General features: G+C 42.8%; 17 protein-coding genes and 2 tRNA genes. 7 read left to right on the top strand and 12 right to left on the bottom strand.

What is annotated here, in order from left to right:
* Positions 1-19: 19 nt before the first annotated feature.
* Entirely contained in the window at positions 20-130 is a 111-nt protein-coding gene (locus B0682_RS03030; protein WP_078306603.1) for a MerR family transcriptional regulator, read from the top strand.
* Entirely contained in the window at positions 127-1299 is a 1173-nt protein-coding gene (locus B0682_RS03025; RefSeq protein ID WP_078306602.1) for an RNA-guided endonuclease InsQ/TnpB family protein, read from the top strand. Before B0682_RS03030 ends, B0682_RS03025 begins: the two co-directional genes overlap by 4 nt.
* Before the next feature lie 201 nt (positions 1300-1500).
* Here the strand turns inward: B0682_RS03025 and B0682_RS03020 are convergent, their stop codons facing one another.
* Positions 1501-2208 carry a hypothetical protein gene (locus tag B0682_RS03020; RefSeq protein ID WP_078306601.1) on the bottom strand — a complete coding sequence of 236 codons (708 nt, stop codon included), beginning with the start codon at positions 2206-2208 and terminating at the stop codon, positions 1501-1503.
* 537 nt (positions 2209-2745) lie between these two features.
* Here B0682_RS03020 and B0682_RS03015 point away from each other — a divergent pair.
* Complete coding sequence (locus B0682_RS03015; RefSeq protein ID WP_078306600.1) at positions 2746-3021, top strand: HU family DNA-binding protein; 276 nt, start codon at positions 2746-2748, stop codon at positions 3019-3021.
* A gap of 387 nt (positions 3022-3408) precedes the next feature.
* On the top strand, positions 3409-5316 hold the full coding sequence (locus B0682_RS03010; RefSeq protein WP_078306599.1) for a SurA N-terminal domain-containing protein: 1908 nt from the start codon (positions 3409-3411) through the stop codon (positions 5314-5316).
* 137 nt (positions 5317-5453) lie between these two features.
* Here the strand turns inward: B0682_RS03010 and purH are convergent, their stop codons facing one another.
* The 5 genes from purH to mrcB form a co-directional block, all read right to left on the bottom strand.
* A complete protein-coding gene (gene purH / locus B0682_RS03005) occupies positions 5454-7019 on the bottom strand; it encodes a bifunctional phosphoribosylaminoimidazolecarboxamide formyltransferase/IMP cyclohydrolase (RefSeq protein WP_078306598.1) in 1566 nt (521 codons plus the stop codon).
* Positions 7020-7490: 471 nt separating this feature from the next.
* Positions 7491-7784: a helix-turn-helix domain-containing protein gene (locus B0682_RS03000; protein WP_078307004.1), complete on the bottom strand. Its 294-nt coding sequence runs from the start codon at positions 7782-7784 to the stop codon at positions 7491-7493.
* Positions 7785-7895: 111 nt separating this feature from the next.
* A complete protein-coding gene (locus B0682_RS02995) occupies positions 7896-8942 on the bottom strand; it encodes a DUF3426 domain-containing protein (RefSeq protein ID WP_158077847.1) in 1047 nt (348 codons plus the stop codon).
* Between the two features lie 110 nt (positions 8943-9052).
* Positions 9053-9982, bottom strand: coding sequence for a 50S ribosomal protein L11 methyltransferase (prmA, locus tag B0682_RS02990; RefSeq protein WP_078306596.1), 930 nt, complete (start codon positions 9980-9982; stop codon positions 9053-9055).
* A 144-nt stretch (positions 9983-10126) separates the two neighbouring features.
* Entirely contained in the window at positions 10127-12628 is a 2502-nt protein-coding gene (mrcB, locus tag B0682_RS02985) for a penicillin-binding protein 1B (RefSeq protein ID WP_078307003.1), read from the bottom strand.
* Positions 12629-12970: 342 nt separating this feature from the next.
* Here mrcB and B0682_RS02980 point away from each other — a divergent pair, with 342 nt between their 5' ends.
* Positions 12971-15631, top strand: a complete 2661-nt coding sequence (locus B0682_RS02980) for a heavy metal translocating P-type ATPase (RefSeq protein ID WP_240494862.1) — start codon at positions 12971-12973, stop codon at positions 15629-15631.
* A 37-nt stretch (positions 15632-15668) separates the two neighbouring features.
* On the opposite strand, the gene B0682_RS02975 is transcribed toward B0682_RS02980, so the two are convergent.
* On the bottom strand, positions 15669-17000 hold the full coding sequence (locus tag B0682_RS02975; RefSeq protein ID WP_240494832.1) for a JmjC domain-containing protein: 1332 nt from the start codon (positions 16998-17000) through the stop codon (positions 15669-15671).
* Positions 17001-17069: 69 nt separating this feature from the next.
* Positions 17070-18515 (bottom strand): L-serine ammonia-lyase, encoded by a 1446-nt coding sequence (locus tag B0682_RS02970; RefSeq protein WP_078307000.1) that lies wholly within the window; start codon positions 18513-18515, stop codon positions 17070-17072.
* A 234-nt stretch (positions 18516-18749) separates the two neighbouring features.
* Between B0682_RS02970 and B0682_RS02965 the strand changes: the two genes are divergently transcribed.
* Positions 18750-19343 carry an adenine phosphoribosyltransferase gene (locus B0682_RS02965; RefSeq protein ID WP_078306594.1) on the top strand — a complete coding sequence of 198 codons (594 nt, stop codon included), beginning with the start codon at positions 18750-18752 and terminating at the stop codon, positions 19341-19343.
* 339 nt (positions 19344-19682) lie between these two features.
* On the opposite strand, the gene B0682_RS02960 is transcribed toward B0682_RS02965, so the two are convergent.
* The 4 genes from B0682_RS02960 to B0682_RS02945 form a co-directional block, all read right to left on the bottom strand.
* Positions 19683-19769 (bottom strand) — tRNA-Leu (locus B0682_RS02960).
* A gap of 34 nt (positions 19770-19803) precedes the next feature.
* Positions 19804-19877, bottom strand: a tRNA-Cys gene (locus B0682_RS02955).
* A 102-nt stretch (positions 19878-19979) separates the two neighbouring features.
* A complete protein-coding gene (metG, locus tag B0682_RS02950) occupies positions 19980-22085 on the bottom strand; it encodes a methionine--tRNA ligase (protein WP_078306593.1) in 2106 nt (701 codons plus the stop codon).
* 143 nt (positions 22086-22228) lie between these two features.
* Positions 22229-23641, bottom strand: a complete 1413-nt coding sequence (locus B0682_RS02945) for a GntP family permease (RefSeq protein ID WP_078306592.1) — start codon at positions 23639-23641, stop codon at positions 22229-22231.
* A gap of 213 nt (positions 23642-23854) precedes the next feature.
* On the opposite strand from B0682_RS02945, the gene B0682_RS02940 reads away from it, so the two are divergent.
* Entirely contained in the window at positions 23855-25267 is a 1413-nt protein-coding gene (locus B0682_RS02940) for a short-chain fatty acid transporter (protein WP_240494831.1), read from the top strand.
* Positions 25268-25306: the final 39 nt, after the last annotated feature.

Here is a 25306-nt window from a genome sequence, read left to right as displayed (position 1 = left end):
TCTATCTTATAATATCCAAATGAATAGATTAATCAGTATCAACGAAGCTTCCAAACAACTTGGCGTGTCCATCTCAACCTTACGCAAATGGGAACAAATAGGTGTGCTTGTCAAGGCAGTACTACAATGACCACCATTCGTGGACACATCATAGAGCTAACCCCCAACAACACCCAAGCCACCCATCTCAAAAAAGCGTGTGGCGTTGCCAGATTTGCCTATAATTGGGCGTTGGCAGAATGGAAAAAGCAATATGAACAAGACAAAAACTACCGTGATGAATGTCAAGCAAAAGGCATAACCATTGACGAAACCAAACTTCACAAACCATCACAAGGTAAACTAAGAAAACAGCTTAATTCTATCAAGCGTGAACAATTCCCCTTTATGCTAGAAGTAACCAAGTGCAGTCCACAACTTGCTATTATGCAGCTAGGCAATGCCTTTAAACGCTTTTTTAAGGGTGAAAGCAAATATCCCCAATTTAGAAAGAAAGGCGTCAATGACCGCTTTTCTCTTTCCAACGACCAATTTAAATTAAAACTTAAAAAAGACAAACCACACATTCAAATCCCCAATCTGGGCTTGGTTAGAATGACCGAACATCTAAGATACAATGGCAAAATCCTATCCGCCAAAGTTTTTACTAAGGGCGGTAAATGGTTTGTGTCTATTGCTGTTGAATTAGATGACACTCAAAAACCTTTACCCAAAACAGGTAAATCAGTCGGTTTAGACTTAGGCATTACCGATTTAGCCACGCTTTCAGATAGTACAAAAATCCAAGCCCCAAAACCACTTAAAAACAAACTTAAAAAACTGCAAAGATTGTCAAAACAACTTAGCCGTAAACAAAAAGGCTCTAAAAATCGTGAAAAAGCGAAAACCAAGCTCTCACGATTGCATTATAAAATCAGTTGCATTAGAAAAGACTTTTTACATAAACTCACGACAGACTTAGTAAAAAAGTTTGATGCGATTTGCCTTGAAAACCTTAACACCAAAGGTATGGTAAGAAATCGCAAATTAAGCCGTGCCATCTCTGATTTGGGATTTTATGAATTTAAACGGCAACTCATCTACAAAGCAAATCAATGGGGCAAGAGCATCAAAGAATTGGACAGGTTTTACCCAAGCTCTAAAACTTGTTCAAATTGCGGTTTTATTATGGCAAAAGAAAACTTGACACTTGCGGCTAGACATTGGATTTGTCCTAGTTGCCATGCCAATCATGACCGTGATATTAATGCAAGTATCAATATTTTAAATCAGGCAGATAAGGTTTTAACTTTATCTTAATATTAATCGTTGGTGGGTAAGTTCTATCCCCAATTAAAAACGCCTATGGAGTTGATGTAAGTCCAAGTTCAAACGAATAAGGCAAACAACGTTGAAGTAGGAATTAAACGCTAAATTTGCCTTTGGGTAGATTTAGGTAGGTTTTAAGGAACGGCAGTGGTGAGTTGCAAAGGTAATTGTTAAGGTGGTTAAGACAAGCTGTTAATTCATCATCAGCATCACCACCGCCACCAAACAAATGACAGCAAGGGCAATTGATAGGTAGGTATAAACATTTTGCCGACTTTTTAATTCTGCCAGTTGTGTGGTCAAGCGAGCGTTATCAGTCATCAGCTGGTCATTACTTTGCTCAAGCTTGGCAATTTTTTCTTGATAATCCGTTATCTTCTGTTGTTTGTTGGCTTCTTGCTCTTCTTGGCTGGGCGTTTCTTTTTTATTTTTGTCAAATAATGCGAGCAGTTGAGCCAACAAATGGCTGACGCTTAAAGTTTGTAAAAAGTGCTTAAGCCATTGTACTTTTTGTTCATCACCCAAGTATTGTAGTGCATCAATCTTTGCTTCTTTATCAGATAATATTGCCAAAATGACCTGAAAACTATAAGCATTCACCATGATGTCTGCTTGGTCTTTTTGTATGGGCAAGTCAGCATCTAGCAAAATGCCTTTGGTGCTAAAGGACAGATAAATCCGCTCATTAGGCAAATAGGTGTTTATCTCAACCACCACTTGAGCTTGTGCCAATGGATATGCTGCCTGACGCAGTTGGGCATCAAAGCGTAAAATTAGGGTGAGCATGGATTCGGCGACCACCAAAAAGAAATCCAGCACACGCTGGGACCAATAACGAGACTCAGACCACGATTGAGAAGACGATGATTGCTTAGAGTCTGTGTGGAATTGTTGCGTCATGTCGTTACCTTATGGTTGGTAATAAATGGTTGGTAATAACGGCTAGCAATGCTGGGTAACATGCTCAGATTATTGTGATTGCTCGCTGAATGATAAATGCTCAATATTCAATACTCAAGGGTGAAATGGTTGATGGTAGATGATAGCATCTTTGACAGTGTGTTTCATCATTCATTTGTTGTGCAACATTGATTTGAATTTTAATCGCATTCTTGACATGCTGCTAAGCATTGCTGTCATTCATCAGTAAAATTCCTTTTTAACTTGACCTATCTGATAAATTTGATTATTGTCTGTTCATCGGCGTGTGTTTATGGTTTTTTTTATGGTTTGTGTTGATGGTGTGTGGTCATTTGGCTGTTACACTGAAATTCACTCAAGCCTACTTAAATCTGCTTAAGCCCACTTAAGGCATCAGATATGGACACACCTTAATGTAGCAAAAGCTAATGTAGCAAAAGCATTGCTTTCTTACCCCTGTGGCGGTACAATGTTTCACCCTATGATTTTAAAGACCATCATTTTTAAGGAACTGTTATGAATAAATCTGAATTAATCGACAGCATCGCAAAAAAAGCTGACATCAGCAAAGCTGACGCAACCAAAGCGTTGAACGCTTTTATTGACACCGTTGGTCAAGCACTAGAAGAAGGCGACAGTGTGTCATTGGTTGGTTTTGGCACGTTTAGTGTGAAAGAAAGAAAAGCCCGCACAGGTCGCAACCCAAAAACTGGCGAAGAAATTCCCATACCAGCCAGCAAGATACCGAGCTTTAAAGCAGGTAAAACGCTAAAAGAGAATACCAATAAATAATCAATAATAAAGAATAAAGTGGCAATAAATCATGTCATTTGCTTATTTTGCTTAAAGTTTTAGTCAGTCAAATACAGATAAAAACGCACCCCAAGTCGGTGCGTTTTTGTTATGTTGGCATTGGCTTAAGGTGATAAGGTGAACCATGGGTTAACGTTAAAACAATGGGTTAAATGCAGGTGAAACGTGGGTTAAATGATGATGTCCAAATGAGCAGACTTTATGACATTGCTTGTTTATGATATGAAAGATGATATTAAAGGCATTTCTTGCTTAGTCATTTCAAGGTATAATGTGATGTTATTGTCTGTTTGATGTCGTTTTAAATGAAAGAACCAATTAAAAACCAAGTAAAAAACCAAGTAAGAGAGCTAAGCAGTTAGGCATATGGATAAATTAAGAGATTTTTTAAAAAGCTGGCCGGGTCGTATCATATTGATATTGGTGCTATCACCCATGGCATTGTTGGGCATTGAGTCTTATATTCATGGCTCAGTTGACCCCAATGAAGTTGTCAGAGTCGGTGATAAAAGCATTACCAGCTCTGAATTGCAGGCAATGATGACAAGACAGCGACAAACCATCTTAGACAGCGGTGTGGATTCTGGTCTTATCCATGAAGATGTGCTACAAAGTCAAGTGCTTAAAAGCTTAGTGGACAGAGCCATGCTAGAGCAACAAGTGAACAAATTGGGCTTGGGCGTGTCTGATGCCACCATCACTCGATTGCTACAACAAAACCCCAACTTTTTAGATGCAGATGGCAATTTTTCTAACCAATTATTTGAAAATTTTTTACGTTCGCAACACATGAACAAAAATCAGCTGTTTGCTCAATATCGCCAACAAATCGTATTGGATCAGCTAAATAGAGGCATTGTCAATACTGCCATTTATCCCATCAGTGCGGTACAGCGTCTGATTGGCTTACAGATGGAGAGTCGTGAAGTTTGGTTAAAACGCTTTGCTTGGCAGGATTATCAAGACAAGGTGCGTGTTTTAGATTCACACATTCAAGATTATTATCAACAACATCATAATGACATCAATAGCGTGGAGACCGTAGATTTAAGCTATATTAAAATCACCCCACAAGATTATGCCAATGTGCAGGTTACCAAGGCAGACATTGAGCAACAATATGAGCGGTATCAGCAAGAATATGATGCCAATAGACAGCGTCATTTAAGCCAAATCCTACTGACTGGTAAAGATGCACAAGCACGAGCCAATCAGCTGAAACAACGAATCGATGCAGGAGAAGACTTTGCTAAATTGGCAAAAACCGCATCAGATGACCCATCAGGAGCAGATGGCGGTGCGATTGGGAATTTCAGCCGTGCGTTGTTTGCTGATGATGGTGATAAAGTGGCTAAAGTCCTTGATGGGCTGGCAGTGGGCGAGGTCAGTGAGCCAGTACAGACTCAATTTGGTTATCATTTGTTTGTCATTACCTCAGACAATCAACCAAATATGCCAAGTTTTCAGGAACTTCATCCCAAACTTGAACAACAAGCCAAAACTTATAAAGCCAAAATGGCTTATGATGATGCGTTAATCCAAATTAATCAGCTGTCTGCCGATGGCTATGGCATCAATGACATTGGCAAACAGCTGAATATCAAGGTCAATCACATCAAAAACTATCCCAAAGAAGATAACCAAACAGCATTGGCACAACCTGTGGTGATAAAGACGGCCTTTGATGAATTTGCCCTACAAGACCAGTCGGTATCGACCAGCATTGAGCTTTCTGATGGCGTGGTGTGGGTACAATCAAGCAATCATCAACCTGTCAAGCCATTAACCTTAGCACAGGCAACCCCGCTTATCAGACAAACGTTGACGCAACAAAAAGCCAGTGAGCTGGCATTGGCAGATGCCAAACAACTTGCTGCCCGCATCAATCAATCTTCAACAGATTTGGCAAATATGGGGTTAATGGCATTGGGTGATGTTACCAGACAAACCCCATTGTTAAACGTTCATGAAAAGCAGTTGGCATTTTCTCAAGGTAAATCAAACATTGGGCAAGCACAAGGGCAGGCAAATCAAGAACAGACAAACGATGTCATGGGCGTGGCAACCATGACGGACACAGGAGCCAGTGTGATGGCATTAGCTCCCATGCAACAAACCAATGTCAGTCAACTGGGTGAAGAGGAAACGCAAGCTGTGGCGATGAATGTCCGTGATAACGTTGGGCAAGACCAAATGCAGGATTATTTGGAATATCTGCGTTTAAACCACAAGATTACCTATCATGATAATGCGTTGCAGCAACTGGTGCATTAACCGTCTAATAAGCCGTCTAAGTCTAATGAACAGTTTGATGTGGACATCGCTAAAAAATGGTTAAAAAAAAGGACAGCAATTTGCTGTCCTTTGACTTTTTAAGATGGGTTAATGGGTTTGGTTGATGGTAGATGGTATTAGTGGCGAAAATGACGCACCCCTGTAAACACCATTGCCATGCCATGTTCATCAGCCGCTGCAATCACATCATCATCACGTATTGAACCACCTGGTTGAATGACTGCTGTGATGCCCACTGCTGCCGCATTGTCAATGCCATCTCTGAACGGGAAAAACGCATCTGATGCCATGACTGCTTGCTTGGTGGTTAGATTGGCGTGTTCTGCTTTGATGCTGGCAATGCGGGCGGCATTTACTCGACTCATTTGTCCTGCCCCAATGCCAATGGTGCGTAAGTCTTTGGCATAGATGATGGCATTGGATTTGACATATTGACAGACTTTCCAGCCAAACAGCAAATCTTGTAATTGAGCGTCAGTTGGCTTGACTTTACTTACCACTTGCAACTGATTGATGCTGATGTTATCAAGGTCTTGCTCTTGTACCAAAAGCCCCCCTGTTACCCGTTTATAATCCAGTAAAGCCAAGCGTTCGTGTGGAATTGGTAAAGCACCACAGGTGAGAATTCGCACGTTTTTTTTACTGGCGGTGATGTCTAACACACCGTCTTCTAAGCTTGGGGCGATGATGACTTCCACAAACTGATTGTCAATGATGGCTTGGGCGGTTACTTTGGTCAGTGGGCGATTAAAAGCGATGATGCCACCAAAACTTGACTCTGGGTCAGTGGCAAAAGCCGTCTGATACGCACGAAGTTGGTCAACATTGACCGCAACGCCACAAGGATTGGCGTGTTTGACAATCACGCAAGCGGATTGTGTGAATGACTTGACACATTCTAAAGCGGCATCGGTATCGGCGATGTTGTTATAAGACAACTCTTTACCTTGCCATTGTTTGGCGGTGGCGATACAAGCTTCATTGGCTTCATGCTCAACATAAAAGGCGGCTTGTTGGTGGGGATTTTCGCCATAGCGTAGGTCTTGTGCCTTGAGAAATTGCAGGTTTAACGTGTTGGCAAAGGGTTTTTTATCATGACCATCGTGTGAGCGACTGCCCAAAAAGCTGGCAATCATGCCATCATAATGGGCGGTGTGTTCAAAAGCTTTAACCGCTAATTGATAACGAAAGGCTTCATCTAAACCCTTGTTTTTGAGCTGATTGATGACGTTGTCATAATCGTTGGGGTTAGTGATGATGGCGACTGACTGATGATTTTTAGCGGCCGCTCTGACCATGGTAGGGCCACCAATGTCGATGTTTTCGATGGCATCGCTCATGCTCACATTGGGATTGGCAATGGTTTGGGCAAAGGGATATAAATTCACCACCACCAAATCAATGGCATCAATGCCATGCTGAGACATCACCGCATCATCAATGCCACGCCTGCCTAAGATGCCACCGTGAATGATGGGGTGTAAGGTTTTTAACCGTCCGTCCATCATTTCAGCAAAACCTGTGTGTTCAGAGACTTCGGTAACCTTGATGTCGTTTTGTGTTAACAGTTTTTGTGTGCCACCAGTGGATAAAATGCGAAAGCCAAGTTGTTGCAACTGCTTGGCAAATTCAACAATGCCTGTTTTGTCAGACACGGATAACAATGCGATGGGTTGGGTCATACCGTTAATTGCCCTTTATTGGAGTGATTGACTTCCTCCCCTCCCTATTGTTCGGGGATTCCTTCTGCAAGACGGTCAAGCCCGACCGCAAGCCTAAGATAGTGGCAACCGCCCGTACGACACACCGTACATCTTAGGTTCTTATTTTAAGCTAATCCTACCGTTAGGATTGTCATAGACACGAATTAGCTTAAGTGTGTGTTTGGAAACGTCTTACCAGTTTTAAGTTACTGCGTACTCGCAATTTAGTCTTAACTTAACTGTGGAATGTAAGACATTGAATATAGTGAGATGAGTATAGCAAAACTTATCACATTTAACAATTGCCTTATATCCACCGCCTGAAGTCGCAGGTTTACGGCAACGGAGGATAAAATAACCGCCAAGTGGCGGTAAAATAAAAAAACCGAGATAAAAAAATTAAAGTTAAAATGAAAACTAAAGTTAAAACCAAGCCCCATGGTATCATGTTCATAACATGCCAAACAACGCCATTTTTTTTCTTAATGTGCCACGACTGATGCCAAGAATTTTAGCAGCTTCGCTTTGGTTATTATGAGTTTGTTGTAACACCACTTTGATGAGTGGTTGCTCAACTTGTTGAATGACCATCTCATAAAGTTGGCTGGGCTTGTTGCCATCAAGTTGTAAAAAATAATCCTGTAACCGCTGTTCGGTAAAGCTTGCCAGTGTGGTGGCCTGAACAATGGGCGGTGTGCTGGTGGTGTGTTGGTTAAATAAGGCAGTGCTGATAGAGTCTGACATGTCCATAACTACTTTAAATATGATTGTTTTGAATACAACTGCTTTAAATATAACTGCTTTACATACAACTTTAAATGTGCCAATAAGCGTGTGTTAACAAAAAATAGTGTGTTAATAAAATGGCTCAACTTGTACCTCACCGACACCACTTGCAGGGATAGGTACGGTAAACATGATGACTTTACTCTGCTTAGCGCCCATGCGTTTTTGTGCGATGGTGAGATAATCTTGCGGTGTGGCAATAAACTGTCCAAGCAGTTGCTCACCGTTTGACAAGGATACTTTCACATTGGGATAAATCAACTCGTTATTGGCTTGGTTTTCTAGACCAATTAACACATCGCTGTGTTGAGCGGTGGTGTTGACGCTACTGGGTCGAAAACCACTTTGAATATTGAGCTGGCTTAAATCTGTGCTGGGTAAACTGCATGATAACGCTGAGCATAGCCCTTGAATTTTATTGGCGTAATCTGGATTGGTCATTAGCCTATCGACATTGAATATCAGATATTGTACCCACATAAGGGCAATTAACAACAGACAACCAACCCCCCATATCAACTGCGTTAGCAGAGGTTTGCCCATGGTGGGTTGAGCTTTTGGGTTAGAAGCAAGGCGTTCGTTGATTTTATCAAGCACATCATCATTATTCAGGGCTTGTTCGTATTCGGTATCTACACCGTATTCTGCCATCAGGTTGGATAAGTCGTCGGCATCTGGTGCAATGTGTGGGTGTTTTTGTTGGTGGTTGTCATCAGATAACAAGGCCTGTAGCCAATCATCAGTGCCATCAGAGTTTGTACCATTGCCATGGTTAAATAAATCATTGGGTTTGTCTTCACTGGCAAAGCGGACAACTTTTTGTTTTTTTTCTGTTTGTGTGTTGATGTTGGGAGTATCTTCTTTGGGTTCTTTGGGCTGTAGCTGTCGTTTTTGTTGTTCAAGCCATGCGTCCATGTCTTCTAAATCACCAAAGCTGTCTTCTTCGCTGTCGTATGGCATTTCCATGTCATCGGATATCATGTCATCAGATATCATCATGTCATGGTTGTTGCCAGAAGATGATGACGCTGATTTTGTCGTCTTTGTCGTGGCGGCAATGTCAGCATTGGTAATGTCAGTATTAATGGGGCTGTGTTTTTGTGCGTCTTGAGTCATATGAATACAGTTTCCCAACAAATGCCTATTAAGAAAATGACCATTCGCCATAAAATATCAAGCGAATATAGCAAATATCCTAACAGATGTTAAGCAATGTTTCTAGTATGTTAAACAATTATCTGACCAGACACCCTTGCCCAATGTTTATCTTCCTCATTATCGAAGCGGTAAGCATCATCTAAATAAAAATATGGAGCATAAGCGGTCTGAATTTGCTCAACTTGTTCATATAACAAGCCAGATAAGACCACCTGTCCTTTGTCGCTGAGCAGGTTGGCAAAATAACCACTTAATTCGATTAATGGTTTGGCAAGGATATTGGCGGTTATCAAATCACCCTTAAAGTCAGTGTTATTTTCACAAAATGTAACAAATTGTTGTGGTAAAAAGGCACTGATACGCCCATCAACATGATTACGCTTGGCGTTTTGTTGGGTTGCCAGTACTGCTTGTGGGTCAATATCCACCGCATAAACATGTTTTGCCCCCATCATCAAAGCGGTGATGCCTAAGATGCCAGAGCCACAACCATAGTCAATCACCACTTTGTTATGTAGCGGTTGTTGGTTGAGCCAATCAAGACAAAGTCGGGTGGTGGCATGATAGCCTGTGCCAAATGCCAAACCAGGGTCCATCATGATGTTGATGGCGGTAGGGTCTGGGGGGGTAAGCCATTCAGGGACTATCCATAGCCCTTCACAGCAATGAATGGGCTCAAACTGGCTCATCCATTCACGCTCCCAGTCTTTATCTGCCAGTAAGTCCACCCAAACTCTGCTGGCGGTCAGATGGCTTGCGATTTTTTGGGCCAAATCTTCAAAATCAGTAGGATTGGTTAAATCATCGGTGGGAATGGCAAAAATACCTGAAATGATGACGTTGTCCCACAAGGGGGAGTCACCTGGTAATGGCTCAAACAAAGGCTGATCGCCTGCGTCATTGAGTAAAATAGACAATGCCCCTGCTTGCATGAGTAATGCTTCGGCAATGTCGGTGTCAGATTTTGGGCATTGAAAGTTGAGTTGTTGCCAAGGCATGAGATGTCCTTATATGAAAAAAAATATGAAATATATGAAAAAGAAATATAAAAAAATGTATAAAAAAGCTTAAAAAATGGGCATGGTTGGGCTGATGCTCTGTTTTTATTTTGATAAATTTTGACAACTTTTGATAAAGTTGGACTAAAACCATTCTAACGCCTTGTCGTACCAAGTATCCGTTGCTGATGAGGTATTGGTCTTTGGGTCATCGTTGATTGGTGCGTTTTCATTATCAATGACATCATTGTTTTCATCATTACCTGCTTGCTGCTCTTGCCTTGCTTCATCTTGCTGTTCTTGTAACCATTGCTGTTGCAGTTGTTCTTCTTGGTATAGATTGACGGCACATTCGCTGGCGGTTGTGGGAATGTATTTGCTTAAAGCGGGCAAGTAGCGAGCGTTGGCACATTTTTCGTTAGATAAAGAGCCGTCGTTATTTTCTAGCCAAACCCATTCGATGTTGTCAGGTTGTGGTAAGTTGACAGGGGTTAGTTTGAGTCTACCCATGTAATCTGTCCATAATGGCAACGCGCCAGAACTGCCACTTAACCCAATGGGTTGGTTATCGTCCCGTCCAACCCACACCACAGTAACATAGTTGCCACTATATCCTGCAAACCACGCATCACGATGGTCGTTGGTTGTGCCTGTTTTGCCTGCTAAATTTAGGTTTTTGCCAAGCTTATTGACCGCTTTGGCTGTGCCATCTTTGACCACTTGCTGTAAGGCATAATTGGTTAAAAAGCTGACATCTTGAGGAATGCTTGGTCTGGTTTTTAGGGTGTTGCGTTGTAGAATGCGCCCTTGTGCATCGGTTACTGAGCGAATGCTGTGTAGCGGTGTTTGAAAACCACCAGAGGCAAACACTTGATACACGCCAAGCATGTCCATGGGGCTTAAGGTTACTGACCCCAATAGCGTAGATGGGTAGTCAGGCATCTGTTTTTTAATGCCTAAGCGTTGTAGCTGTTTAAGATAAGTATCGATACCAAATTCCATGCCCAATCGCACGGCAGCTTGATTGTATGAATTTGCCAAAGCACTGGTAAAAGCCACCTGTCCGTGGCTTACACCGCCATGGTTTTTTGGTGTCCAAGTATCGCCATTGCCAAGTTTGATGGAGATGGGTGAGTCGTCTACTGAACTTGCCAGATTGTATTTGCCACTTTGTAGAGCGGTCATATAGATGACAGGTTTTAGCAATGAGCCAACTTGACGATTGGCATCAACCGCACGATTAAAGCCTGTAAATTCACTGCCACTGCCCACAACAGCAACCACTTCACCTGTTTGTGGGTTGGCACTGACCAATGCCCCTTGTAATTCTTTGGTTTTTTTTGAAGATTTTCTTAAGGTTTTTAGCTGTTTGCTGACCGCTGTGTCTGCTGCCGTTTGGGCAATGGGGTCTAAGGTTGAGATGATGCGTAAACCTTCGTTTTTTAAATCTTTGGTATGATAGACGCTATTTAACTCACGTTTAACAATGTCTAAAAAATCAGGAAACTGACTTTTGCCCACACTTGGCTTATCGACCACATCGAGTGGTTGGTTAATTGCTTTTTCATAATCAACTTGTGACAGTTTGCCTGTGATTAGCATGTTATTTAGCACCACGTTGCGACGCTTTAAGGCAATCTCTGGGTTGCGTCTTGGGTTGTAGTGGCTCGGTCCTTTTGCCAAACCAACCAGTAGGGCGTACTGGTCAACTCGGATTTCATTTAACGGTTGATTAAAATAAAACTGCGATGCCAAGCCAAAGCCATTGATTGAGCGGTTACCATTTTGCCCTAAATTAATTTCATTGAGATAGGTTTGTAGAATCTCATTTTTGTCATAATGAACTTCTAACAACACCGCCATTAACGCCTCGGTGGCTTTACGGCTTAAGGTGCGTTCTGAGTTGAGATAGAAATTTTTTATCAACTGTTGGGTGATGGTTGAGCCACCTTGCATCGACTGTCCAGAAAAGTTATTGACCACGGCTCGGGCAATGCCACGCAAAGACACACCCTTGTGCTGATAAAAACTGCGGTCTTCGGTACTGATAAGTGCATCAATTAAGGGTTGTGGCACGTCTTGTAATTTTATCACCACTCGGTCTTCGTTGTTGTCAGGATAGATGCCACCGATATTGACAGGTTCAAGGCGTATGATGCCTGATTTATTGGGTAGGGTGCTTTGAATGTTGTCAATCTTATTGCCATTGATACGCAATTTGATGATTTGTGGTTGGTCTTGGTCACTGCCACTGTAGCTAAATCCACGAGTGTGAATGACATAGGTATTTTTATCTTTATGATAGGTGCCTGTGCGTTGATGGTTGGTGTTGCTTTGATAATTCAGCAACTCAAGCCATTGGTCAATCACGTCATCAGCAACCGTTGCCCCTTGATATAATTCTAAGGGCTTAGAATACACCTTAGCTGGAATATTCCAACGTTTGCCTTCAAATTTAGCAGTGATGGTACGGTCAAGGGTAATCATGTAAAATACAAACAGCACCATCAACACAATCATGCCAATCAACAGCAAAAATCCAATGACCATGCCCTGCTGTTGTTGTGGTAAGTGTGGGTATGGGCGTTTTGGGTATGAAGAGTGTATGAGCGGTTTTGATTTGAATTTTGGTGGTTTTAATGTCATGGTTTTAATGTCATGGTTTTGGGCTGTGGGTTTTTCGGTGTTATGATGACGCAATTTGGCTTTTATTTCAATGTGGTTTGTTGTGGTTTGTATTACCCTGTTGATTTTATTGACAAATTTAATCAGCAGTTGCTCAACAATCGTTTTTATCACCCCTGTTTTTATTGATTTGATGTGTCCATTATGTTTCAGTTTTTTTAAGCCCAGTCTTTTAATGTTAATTCTAAGAATTTTAACCCCAATTTTAACCCCAATCGTCATGTCATTGTGAATTGCACCGTGAATCGTACCATAAATAGCACCGTCCAAACCAGCCAAACGGCCTTAAGCCAACATGACCCAGTGAAATTGCAAGGCTTGATATTGCCTGATGATGGGCATTGCTTTCACTGTGGTGAGCCTCTGCCAACACCACCGTTTATCGCCCATGTGTTGGGTGAAAATCGGTTAATGTGTTGTTTGGGGTGTCAGTTGGCTGCTCAAAGTATTGTTGAAGCAGGGCTTGAGCAGTATTATCTTGATCGCAGCGAAATCAGCCGTACCGCCAGTTTGCCCAGTGAGTTGTCTCGCTTGCAAGCTTATGACCATGACGACGTTAAGGCACAGTTTGTTTATCAAGAAGATGGTTTGTCAGTGGCACAGTTGTCGGTTAGTGGGCTTAGGTGTGCAGCCTGTGGCTGGTTGATTGAAAGTCGTTTGGCAGAGTTATCAGCGGTAAAACGCTGTCAGGTAAATTTGACCAATCAACGAATGCAGGTGGTGTGGAATGAAGAGGCCATCGCCATCAGTGATATTTTACATCGCATTCATCAAATCGGCTATGATGCCAAACCTTATCGCCAAGACACCCACGAAGCGATGTTGGCTCGGCAAAATAAAGCAATGATGATACGTCTTGGCATTGCTGCCTTGGGGGCAATGCAAGCGATGATGTTTGCAGTGGCGTTGTATTTTGGTGAATATCGTGGCATGCAGTTGTTGCAACGGGATTTTTTACGTTGGGTGTCGTTATTTGTCAGTGTGCCAGTGTTCTTTTATGCGGGTTTGCCATTTTATCAGTCGGCTTATTCGGCGCTTCGGCTAAGGCAAGTGAACATGGACGTGCCTGTCAGTATTGCGTTGGTGGTAACGTTTGTTGCCAGTTTTTATGCAACGGTAACAGGTACAGGGCAGACGTATTATGACTCAGTGAGTATGTTTGTGTTCTTTTTGCTGGCAGGTCGTATGGTTGAGCATAATGCTCGCCTAAAAGCTGTTAACATGAGCAATGATTTGGTGGTGATTGAACCGATTGTGGTCAGAAGGTTGGGGCAGGCAAATGAGCTGACATGTGCTTATTTAGAGCAACTTGCGTTGTCAAATGCTCAGCACAATACTCAACAAAACAGTACTCAACAAAACAATACTCAACAAAATGCTCAAATCAGGGCATTGACAGACCGCTTGGTTAAAAATATTTTGGCAAAACCATCAGCTGGCAACAAAATCACCACTGTCTTTGCTGATGAAGTGATTGAAGTTACAGATAAAAGCTTGCAAATTGGTGATGTGATTGAAATTGATGCTGGCATGCAAATCATCGCAGATGGTCTGTTATTAAGTGATCATGCCAGTGTGTCGCAAAGCTTGCTCACAGGTGAGAGTGATTTAATTCATAAGCATCAAGGTGATGACATCATCGGTGGCTCACAAAATGACAGCCAACCTTTTAAAATGTTGGTAACCGCTTTACCACAAAACAGCCAAATCAGCATCATTGACCGTTTAATGATGCGAGCGATGAGCGAAAAACCCCAAATTGCTCAAAAGGCAGACCAATGGGCAAGGTGGTTTGTGTCTCGGGTGTTGGTGTTGTCGCTGTTGGTGTTTTTTGTGTGGTATTGGATAGACCCTGCTCAAGCAATATGGGCAACGGTGGCGGTGTTGGTGGCAACGTGTCCCTGTGCCTTATCATTGGCTACCCCCATCGCTTTGACTGTGGCAACCAATCGTTTGGCACAACTGGGTTTTGTGAATTCACGGGGGCATACGCTTGAGACTTTAGCAAATGTAACCCATGTGGCCTTTGATAAAACTGGCACACTCACCATGGGTAAGCCCAATCTGATTAACGTCATCTTAACCGATGTTGCCCATCGTCAAAGCTTGGACAAAATGGCTTTGGTGAGCATGGCGGCGGCATTGGAGGTGGGCAGCCGCCACCCCATTGCTCATGCTTTATTGACCGTCGCCCATCAACAACATCTGCCTAAGACAGACAACCTGCAACACCATGCTGGTGGTGGGGTTGAGGCGATGATTGAGGGTGGTTTGTATCGCATTGGTCATGTTGCTTTTGTGCTGGATAAACATGATACAGATGACCATCATCTTGCTCAAGCCATCAAATTGGCTAATCCCAATGACTTGATGGGCAATCATCAAGTCATGTTATCACAAAAAATAGACAATCAGTGGCAGTTACTTGCTTGGTTTGATTTTAATGACACCTTGCGACCACAGGCAAAAGACAGCATACAAAAGCTACAACGTTTAGGATTACAGGTGCTGATGTTGACTGGAGACCCCAATGATAAAGCATTGGGCATTGCTCAAGAGCTTGGTATGGATAAGGTTGCTCATGGCTTAAGCCCAACCGATAAAGTCAGTCATCTACAAGCCATTCAAAAGCAAGGTGGTAAGGTGTGGATGATAGGCGATGGCATCAATGATGCTCCTGTGTTGGCAGCGGCTGACGTTTCTACCGCCATGGTGGGGGCAGCAGATTTGGCTCAAGTGTCTAGCGACAGTTTGTTATTGCAAGGGGATTTGGCAGTTTTGGTTGCTGCCAAAATGATGGCGGACAGCACACAACGCAAGATTAAACAAAACCTAACTTGGGCAATTGGCTACAACACGATGGTACTATTGCCTGCAGGATTGGGCTATGTACCGCCTTGGTTGGCTGCCATTGGCATGTCAGTCAGCTCATTGGTGGTGGTGGTCAATGCGTTAAGAAGATAAATAAACACCTATCTAAAGATGTTTTAATCCACATGTTTTAATCCACCCATACCCAACCATTATCTAACCATTCCTTGAGTTTGCTGGTGGGTAGCTCTTTTAACTGTTGCCAGCTTAGGGGTTTGCCATCAGCAAGATGTTTTAACAGTCTGATGTCGCTGTCGGTTAAATCGCTTAGAGCTTGTCCGTTGGCGTATAAGGTGATGTGGCCATCATGATTGTTATGATTGCCACTGCTATTAAGACTGCCACTGTTATCATGCTCATGACACACATAAATAAGACGGCTGTTTTGGTCAGGCTTAAGCAGATGACCTTGTTGTAGCAGGGTTATCAGCTCATCTATTGAGATGTCATTTTCCATGCCAAGCAGGTCATATTGGCGACGGCTGACCAATTCAGCGATGCTTTGGGTAAACGCAGCACTGCCTTGTTCTGATTTTAGCCACTCAATTAAGTTGGTTTTTAAAACATGGATACTGTCTTGGCTTAGCTCACCGACGGCTTGGGTTGATTGTGGCATGATAAAAGGTGAAGATAAATTCAATGATGATGGGCTGGCATGATAAGCATCAAGTGCATCAAAATCCGTTACCACATCGGCTAAGTTGTCTAAAAGTTGCGTCATGTTGGGTCGGCGAAAGCCAAATGAAAATGTTAAACTGTCAGACATTGCCACGCCATAATGTGATAGCTTGGGTGGCACATACAGCACATCACCAGCTTCTAGTATTTGGTCAAAAATAATCTCTCCCATGTCCGTTAATAGACGAATGGGTTGGTTGGGGATAAATTTATCATCAACTTGGCACATCTTACCCAACTGCCATCGCCGTGTGCCATAACCTTGGGCTAAAAACACATCATATTCATCAAAATGCTTGCCAACACTGCCACCAACAGGGGCATAAGAAACCATAATATCATCACGTTGCCACTGTGGAATGAAGTCAAACGCTTGCCACATCTCACCAAGCTCATACGACCATTGTTCCATGTTTTGTACAAGTAGCGTCCATAGCGTTGGTAATTGTTCAAAATGCTGGTCGGTGAGTGGACTGGTGTCTAGCGTCCAATGATGGTCTTGACAGCGTAACTTGTCAGATGTATTTGGGCTGTCTGACTGTGCTTGCTTGGGATTTTGCTTGGGATATTGACGGATAAGCCGAGCATTCACCCCATCACATTGAGCCAATTCTATGATGTCATTTGGCTCATATTTGCCCATTAAAGCAGGCAGACCACCTTTGATAAGCAGGGGTTTTTTTTGCCAATATTCGTGTAAAAATGTGTCAATGCTCATGCCTTGGGGTAGGCAAGGTGGCAGGTTAGGTGGTGTGTTTTGGTGGTTGGGCATGGTATTGGGCATGGTGGCTTCTTGCATTAATTAATATCAGATTTTGGGTGAGTTTTTAACTGGGTTTTAACTTTAATTAAATCAACACGCACTATAATTCACAGTTACCCCAACTGTTGCCGTTGGAATGATGTTTTTAGCAAGGCTTTTGGCATGGATGGCAAGCCCACCCTTGGCGGTTTCTTTATATTTATCACTCATGTCCGCCCCAGTTTGCTTCATGGTTAAAATGGCTTTATCTAGGGACACAAAGTGTTGACCGTTGCCTCTGAGTGCCAAGCGAGCGGCATTGATGGATTTAATAGCCCCCATGGCGTTGCGTTCGATACAAGGTACTTGTACCAGCCCATCTATGGGATCACAGGTTAAGCCCAAATTATGCTCAATGCCAATTTCAGCCGCATTCAGACATTGTGAAACATCGCCCCCCAGCACTTGAGTGAGACCTGCTGCTGCCATGGCACACGCTGACCCCACTTCCCCTTGACAGCCCACTTCCGCCCCAGAGATGGACGCATTTTGTTTTATCAAGCTACCAATGGCGGTGGCGGTCAGCAAAAAGTCATGTACCCCTTGACGACTAAAGCTTGCGATGAAATCACGATAATAATGCAGCACCGCTGGAATGATGCCAGCAGCCCCATTGGTTGGGGCAGTAACCACTTTGCCACCATTGGCATTTTCTTCATTGGCAGCGATGGCGTATAAATCCACCCAATCCATCGCCACAAGCGAGTCGTTTTGGTTGTGGTTTTGTTGTTTTTCTTGCTGTAGCTTATCGTGTAAGGCCTTGGCACGGCGTTTGATTTGTAGCCCACCTGGCAAGATACCTTCATCTTGGTAGCCATTTCTGACACATTGCTCCATCACTGCCCAGATGTCATCAAGATAAGATTCTATTTCGCCACGGTTACGGTAATGCAGCTCATTTGCCATGACCAACTCACTGATGCTCATGTGATGGGTTTCACAAAGCTGTTGTAAAGTCTCAGCCGTACTAAAAGGATACGGATCTTGGTTGGCGTTGTCTTCGATGACTGTGTCGTTGGCGTGGGAGATGTCATCAGCATTTAGCACAAACCCACCACCGATTGAATAGTAAGTTTGTTGATATTGCTCACCATTGGCAAGTTTGGCGGTGATGGTTAAGGCATTGGGGTGATAGGGCATCACCGTATCATCATGCCAATGTAAATCTTGTTCGTAGTCAAAGTGAATGGCTTTTTGTCCTGCCAGCAATAAAACTTGTTCACGCATCACAGGAGCAAGGTATTCTTCTTTTCTTAACGTATCAATGGTTTTAGGTTCATGCCCAAGCAATCCAAGCAAAATGGCGGTATCGGTGGCATGCCCTTTGCCAGTCGCTGCCAATGAACCATATAAATCAATGAATATGTGGGTGATGTCATCTAAAAAGTTTTTGGCTTGTATCTGTTGTAAAAATTGATTGGCAGCAACCATAGGTCCGACGGTATGCGAGCTGGAAGGACCAACCCCAATTTTAAATAAATCAAAAACTCGTATCATAAAGCCACCTTGTCCTTTGTGTTGCAAGAATATTGATGTTGTCAAAAATTTGTCCATATCAACTGAGCATATTAGCATAAGCTTACTGAATGCACATAACAAGTTTTGTGAACACAAACCTATGAACACAAACCCTTGAATTAACAAAATTACTGTGAATGATTGGTTTTTGCAAATTTGCTCAAATGCTTTATCATAGCGTCTAATTTTAAATGGTGTTTATTAGGAATCATTATGTCGCCACAATCACCACAATCACCACAATCACAATCGTCATCACAATCAAACACAGTCGTTTTGGACAACATCAGTAAAGATGATGGCGGTCATCTTTTTTGGAACATCATACGTATCGTGCCTGATTTTCCCAAACAAGGCATTGACTTTTATGACATCACCCCCTTGTTAAAAACACACATCAACGAAGTGATTGATGCGTTGCTGATGGCTTTGCCTGATGGTTTGTTAGATGAAGTTGATTATTTGGCAGCGATTGAAGCAAGAGGCTTTGTGTTTGCCAGTTTATTGGCTGGTCGCTTAGGCATGGGCATGATATTGTTAAGAAAGCCGGGTAAACTGCCGCCACCAGTCGCCAATAAATCTTACGTTTTAGAATATGGACAAGACACCCTTGAAATGCAAGATAACTTAACCCCTGCAAAGGTGTTGCTGGTCGATGACATCTTAGCAACGGGTGGCACACTAAACACCGCATATCAGTTATGTAAACAAGCAGGGCATGAGGTGGTATCAGCGTTGGTATTGCTTGACTTAACAGAATTGCATGGTTCGTTCCCCATGCCTGTGCATGCGGTATTAAAAGCATAAAAAATTAAAAGCATAAAAAATTGACGGTAATCTGCCCAAAAGCATGCTCAATTCATAAGTACGCTCAATTAATCATGCTGAATTGACCATGCTTCATTAACAATGCCTTGTTTTTTACCATTTTGTTTGGTTTTTTGGGTGTTTAGTTTTTGGGGATTTTTAATTTTGGAGAGCGATGAAAATCAAGCAACAATATTGGATTTTGTGCTGTCTTTATCTAAAGAGTAATATAATGGGCTTATTGTGATGACAAGCACATGATGACAGCAACATTTATACACTAAAAAATATACACTAAAAAAGCCTTAAAAACGCAACGTTTTTAAGGCTTTTGATATATGGTACCCGGAGCCGGACTTGAACCGGCACGATATTGCTATCGAGGGATTTTAAATCCCTTGTGTCTACCAATTTCACCACCCGGGCAAAACTTTTAATGTATTCATCATTGGCAATTGCATGGAGGCTGGAGTCGGAATCGAACCGGCGTACACGGAGTTGCAGTCCGCTGCATGACCACTCTGCCATCCAGCCAATCAAGGCTCACTATAATAACAAAAAAAAATAAAAAGGCAAGAATTTTTTTTAATAATTTGTTACTGTTGTTAAATGGCCATGTCTTAAGCAATCATTTTTTTAAGCAATCGTTGAACCAATGGGAGCATCATCTGGCAAAGTGATGACAACCAAGGCAGTTTTTGGGTCGCCTGCTGATAATATCATGCCTTCAGATATCCCAAACTTCATTTTGCGTGGGGCAAGATTGGTAACGCAAATGACCTTTTTATCCTGCAACTGCTCAGGCTCGTAAAACTTACGAATGCCACTAAACACATTGCGGGTCTGTTCTTCGCCAACGTCTAAAGTGAATTGCAACAGTTTATCCGCCCCGTCCACATAATGGCATGCCAATACCTTAGCAACTTTCATTTCTACTTTGGCAAAGTCATCAATGCTGATGTGTTTGGCATCATTTTGGGCGTTATTGTGGGGGTGGTTTTGTGTGGTTGGGGTGTTGGTTTTGCTGTTTGTTTTTGCTGGCATGGACTCTTTAGATGCGTTAATCATGGCGGTAATTTGACTGTCTTCAATGCGTTGCATTAAGGGTTTGAATTGATTGATTTTGTGATTAAGTAATGACTGATGACGGCTGGCAAAGTTTAAATCTGCCACATTTAAAAATGCTTTGGCATTATCAGCCAATTCTGGTAAGACTGGGGCAAGATAGATGATAAGCTTATGGAATATGTTGATGGCTATCGAACAGATGTCTTGTACTTCTTGCTGGCGGTTGGCTTGTTTTGCCAATAACCACGGTTTTTTGTCATCAATGTATTCATTGGCTTTATCGGCACATTGCATGATTAATCGCATGGCTTTAGCAAAACTTCGGTTTTCATAGGCAGCTGCGATTTGCTCACCCATTAGGTCAATTTCTTGGAGTAAAGCAGGTTCAGTACAGGTGGCTGATAACACCCCGTTATGATTTTTAAGCAAAAATCCTGCACTGCGACTGGCGATATTGACCACTTTGCCCACCAAATCGGAGTTGACTTTTTGCATGAAGTCGTCCATGTCTAAATTAATGTCTTCAACATGTTCGCTCAATTTACTGGCAAAATAATATCGCAAATATTCAGGGTGCAGATGTTTGGTATAAGTCTCAGCTTGGATAAAAGTCCCACGAGACTTGCTCATTTTTGCCCCATTAACGGTCAAAAATCCGTGAGCAAATACCCCTGTTGGTGTGCGAAATTCACTGCCAGACAGCATGGCAGGCCAAAATAAGGCATGAAAATACACAATGTCTTTACCGATGAAGTGATACACTTCGGTTTTATTGGCATTTTCTTGCAACCAGTAATCATCAAAGTTTAAATCTTCACGGCGATTGCATAGGTCTTGAAAACTTGCCATATAGCCGACAGGTGCGTCCAGCCACACATAAAAGTATTTATCATCTTCATCTTTGGGGGTGTCGGGAATTTTAAAACCAAAATATGGTGCATCACGGCTGATGTCCCATTTTGCAAGCCCTGCATCAAACCATTCTTGTAACTTATTTACCACAGATGGTTGTAAGCGATCATTGTCATGCACCCAAGATTTTAAAAAGGCGTCAAAATTTGGCAAATCAAAAAAGTAATGCTTAGATGTCTTTAAGACAGGGGTTGCCCCTGATAAGGTAGAGTGGGGGTTGATAAGTTCAGTGGCGTTATAGGTGCTGCCACACACTTCGCAGTTATCACCATATTGGTCTTGGGTGTTGCATTCTGGGCAAGTGCCTTTGACAAAACGGTCTGCCAAAAACAGCTCTTTTTCTGGGTCATATAATTGCTCAACGTCGCTGGTGCTGATGTGTCCAGCATGGTTTAAACGGCGATAAATCAGTTCGGAAAATTGGCGATTTTCTTCACTGTGGGTGCTGTGGTAGTTGTCAAAATGAATCAAAAACTTGGCAAAATCAGCTTCGTGAGATGCTTTGACATTGGCGATTTGCTCTTCTGGGGTGATGCCATTGTCTTGGGCTTTTAACATGATGGCTGTGCCATGAGCATCATCAGCACAGACATAAGTAACCTTATGACCTAGGGCTTTCATGGCACGCACCCAAATGTCAGTTTGGATATATTCCACCAAATGCCCCAAATGGATAGGGCCATTGGCATAAGGTAGGGCAGATGTGACTAAAATTTGTCGAGTTGAAGATACAGAGGGGTGTTGGGTTTGGGTTGTTTGCACAAATCACCTATGAGCTTTAAACGATGAATTAAATGATGCGTTAAACGATGAATTTTAAAAAGGAATAACGACTTATCCCTATGATAACGTAATTTTCTGAATTTTGTTAATGGATTATGTGGCAAGGCTGATGCTGGGCCAGGCTAAAATGAGCCGAACATCGTTCCCAATATCATGACCACCACGGTGGCAACAATGGGAATTACCATGGTTACCATCGCCAAATTGACATAAGACTCCTTATGCGTCAGCCCACAAATGGCAAATACCGTGATGACTGCCCCGCTATGCGGTAGGGTATCTAAACCACCTGCTGCCATAACGGCCACACGGTGCATCAGCTCTGGATCAATGCCAGCATTTAATGCCATTTGATAATAATCTTCTCCCAACGTCTTTAGGGCAATGCTCAAACCACCCGATGATGACCCTGTAATCCCTGCCAGCGTGGTCATGGCAACCGCTTCAGAAATGAGTGGGTTATTGGGACTTAAATTTAAAATATTGTCTCGAATCATCGCAAAACCTGCCAAAGTGGCAATCACCGCCCCATAACCCACTTCAGAGCCAACATTAAACACGGGTAACATGGCATCATACGTGCCTTTATTGATTGAGCCTTGTAGATTGTTCCAATGGCCAAACCGCATCACAATCAACACCAAACAAGCAATCATCAACGAGATGATGATTGACCAAAGACCCAATGCCCCTGCAATCGCAAGATTTGGGAAAGCGGCTTGTAGACCACTAAAATCCATGGCTGGGAACACCACATAAGTCAACAACGCATTGACCCCAATGACCAATATCAACGGTATCATTGCCATCATCATTGACATGTGTTTATTGGACACACCGTTTGTACCATCATTTGTGCCATCATTGATGACGATGTCATCATCAGCATGTGTGCCATAACCTTCACCTGCTGCATTTGCCTTTGTGGCACGGCTTTGTAACCATAGCCAACCACCGATGAACATGATCATACCACCAATGATGCCAAGCATGGGGGCAGCAAAAACATTGGTGTTGTAATAAGGAATGGGAATGGCATTTTGAATGGCAGGCGTACCAGGCAGAGCGGTCATGGTAAAGGTAAATGACCCCAAAGCAATGGCAGCAGGGATAAGGCGTTTTGGCACATCAGCAACTTTAAACAAATCTTTGGCAATGGGATAAATGGCGAATGCGACCACAAACAAGGAAACCCCACCATACGTTAAAATGGCACACACCAAAATCACCGCTAAAATGGCTTTATTTGCTCCCAACTTGCCCACCACCGTGCGAGCAATGGCAGCTGCCGCTCCTGAATCTGCCATCAGCCGACCAAAGATTGCCCCCAATAAGAATATGGGAAAAAATTTAATCAAAAAGCCACCCAACGCACTCATAAACACGTCAGTATAAGCAGGAATGGTGTTTAAAAAATCACCTGATAGCACCACCGCCAACATCGCCATGATGGGGGCTAAAATCAGGACGGAATATCCACGATAAGCAAAAAACATCAGCAAAAATAACGTGGTGATGATGGCAAGAGTGCTCATGGGCGTTATCCTTATCGTCCTTAAAACATCAGTAAAAAAATCTGACGCAGTGATGATGCAGTGAATTTGGTGTTTTGGTTTTTTAGGTTTACAAGTTTAGCAAAAAATGCTTATATGGAGATGAGTTTTTTGATGCGTTTTCACCCTGATGCGTTTACATTCTTATGTTAACTCTGATACTCATTAAAATGATGTTTGTTAAAAGGATTTCCCATGAGCATGGATGCCCAAAATTCTTCCATCAATTCTAATTCGCCCAACCAAAAAACATCTGAGCGTTTGGGATTTTTTGCCATGTTAACCAACGCCAGTGTGGCGTTGGTGAATCGCTATTTACCATCACCGTTTGTTTTTTCCATCATGTTAACACTCATTGCCTTTGTTGCTGCCATATTGGTGACAGGGCAAGGAATCATTGATGTGGCAGGATCTTGGGGTAAAGGTTTGTGGTCTTTACATGGGTTTGCCATGCAGATGGCGTTAATTTTGGTAACAGGTTATGCCTTTGCCAATGCCCCATTTATTCAAAAACTGTTGAATGGCATCGCCAGTCAGATCCGTTCACCAAACATGGCAATCATGATGGCAACCTTGGTTGGGTTGGTTGGCTCATGGTTAAACTGGGGTTTTGGTTTGGTGATTGGGGCGGTGTTTGCCAAAGCACTTGCCAAGCAAATTAAGGGCGTGGATTATCCGTTATTGGTGGCGGCCGCTTATTCAGGGTTTTTGGTGTGGCATGGTGGTTTGGCAGGTTCAATTCCATTGACCTTAAGCACAGGCGGTGAGACCTTAGCCAAGTTGTCAGCTGGGGCGATGTCTGATGCGGTGCCAATTTCACAGACGCTTTTTGCAGGGTATAATTTATTCATTGTTGGGTTATTATTGCTGGTTTTGCCGATGTTAAATCGATTGATGCACCCAAAAACCCCCACCGTCATTGATGCCACATTGTTAAAAGACAGCGATGATGCCTTACCAGCAAAAGACACCCCCGCTCAAAAATTAGATGACAGTCGATGGATTGCAGGGGTGCTGTTGGTGTTTGCAGGCATGTATTATGTCAGTGAATTTGGTCAAAGTGGCTTTAGCTTGGGGTTGGATATCGTCATTGGTCTGTTTTTATTCATTGGTTTGTTGTCACATGGCACGCTAGAGCGGTATTATCGAGCCGTGGGTTCTGGTATTGGTGGCATCACAGGGATTGTGTTGCTGTTCCCATTTTATGGTGGCATCATGGGGATTATGACAGCGGTAGATGCTGATGGTGTGTCTATTAGCACACAGGTAACGCAGTTTTTTGTTGATTTTGCATCGGCAGAGAGTTTGCCTGTTTTGGCGTTTTTAAGTGCTGGGTTGGTTAATGTGTTTGTGCCATCAGGTGGTGGTCAGTTTGCGGTACAAGGTCCTGTGATGTTGCCTGCCAGCATTGAGCTGGGTATTGACCCTGTGGTAACGGCAATGGCAATCGCTTGGGGCGATGCGTGGACGAATATGATTCAGCCATTTTGGGCGTTGCCATTATTGGGCATTGCTGGGCTAGATGCCAGAGCAATTATGGGTTATTGTTTGATTATTTTGTTGGTGTCAGGGATAATCATCAGTGGGGTGTTTTGGTTGGCAGTTTGACCCTTGGCCAGACCGATTTTTATCGTTTAAACAGGTTTT

Origin of the sequence: Lwoffella lincolnii, from assembly GCF_002014765.1 — a bacterium.
Classification (GTDB): domain Bacteria; phylum Pseudomonadota; class Gammaproteobacteria; order Pseudomonadales; family Moraxellaceae; genus Psychrobacter; species Psychrobacter lincolnii.
This window is presented reverse-complemented; position numbering and strand designations above follow the sequence as displayed.

What these genes read in the sequence shown, in the direction of transcription:
- B0682_RS02995 (WP_158077847.1), bottom strand. Translation starts at nt 8,942, where the DNA reads ATGACTCAAGACGCACAAAAACACAGCCCCATTAATACTGACATTACC.
- B0682_RS02945 (WP_078306592.1), bottom strand. Translation starts at nt 23,641, where the DNA reads ATGAGCACTCTTGCCATCATCACCACGTTATTTTTGCTGATGTTTTTT.
- B0682_RS02965 (WP_078306594.1), top strand. Translation starts at nt 18,750, where the DNA reads ATGTCGCCACAATCACCACAATCACCACAATCACAATCGTCATCACAA.
- purH (WP_078306598.1), bottom strand. Translation starts at nt 7,019, where the DNA reads ATGACCCAACCCATCGCATTGTTATCCGTGTCTGACAAAACAGGCATT.
- B0682_RS03025 (WP_078306602.1), top strand. Translation starts at nt 127, where the DNA reads ATGACCACCATTCGTGGACACATCATAGAGCTAACCCCCAACAACACC.
- B0682_RS03015 (WP_078306600.1), top strand. Translation starts at nt 2,746, where the DNA reads ATGAATAAATCTGAATTAATCGACAGCATCGCAAAAAAAGCTGACATC.
- B0682_RS02970 (WP_078307000.1), bottom strand. Translation starts at nt 18,515, where the DNA reads ATGATACGAGTTTTTGATTTATTTAAAATTGGGGTTGGTCCTTCCAGC.
- B0682_RS03020 (WP_078306601.1), bottom strand. Translation starts at nt 2,208, where the DNA reads ATGACGCAACAATTCCACACAGACTCTAAGCAATCATCGTCTTCTCAA.
- B0682_RS02975 (WP_240494832.1), bottom strand. Translation starts at nt 17,000, where the DNA reads ATGCCCAATACCATGCCCAACCACCAAAACACACCACCTAACCTGCCA.
- B0682_RS02940 (WP_240494831.1), top strand. Translation starts at nt 23,855, where the DNA reads ATGAGCATGGATGCCCAAAATTCTTCCATCAATTCTAATTCGCCCAAC.
- B0682_RS03010 (WP_078306599.1), top strand. Translation starts at nt 3,409, where the DNA reads ATGGATAAATTAAGAGATTTTTTAAAAAGCTGGCCGGGTCGTATCATA.
- mrcB (WP_078307003.1), bottom strand. Translation starts at nt 12,628, where the DNA reads ATGACATTAAAACCACCAAAATTCAAATCAAAACCGCTCATACACTCT.
- B0682_RS03030 (WP_078306603.1), top strand. Translation starts at nt 20, where the DNA reads ATGAATAGATTAATCAGTATCAACGAAGCTTCCAAACAACTTGGCGTG.
- B0682_RS03000 (WP_078307004.1), bottom strand. Translation starts at nt 7,784, where the DNA reads ATGTCAGACTCTATCAGCACTGCCTTATTTAACCAACACACCACCAGC.
- prmA (WP_078306596.1), bottom strand. Translation starts at nt 9,982, where the DNA reads ATGCCTTGGCAACAACTCAACTTTCAATGCCCAAAATCTGACACCGAC.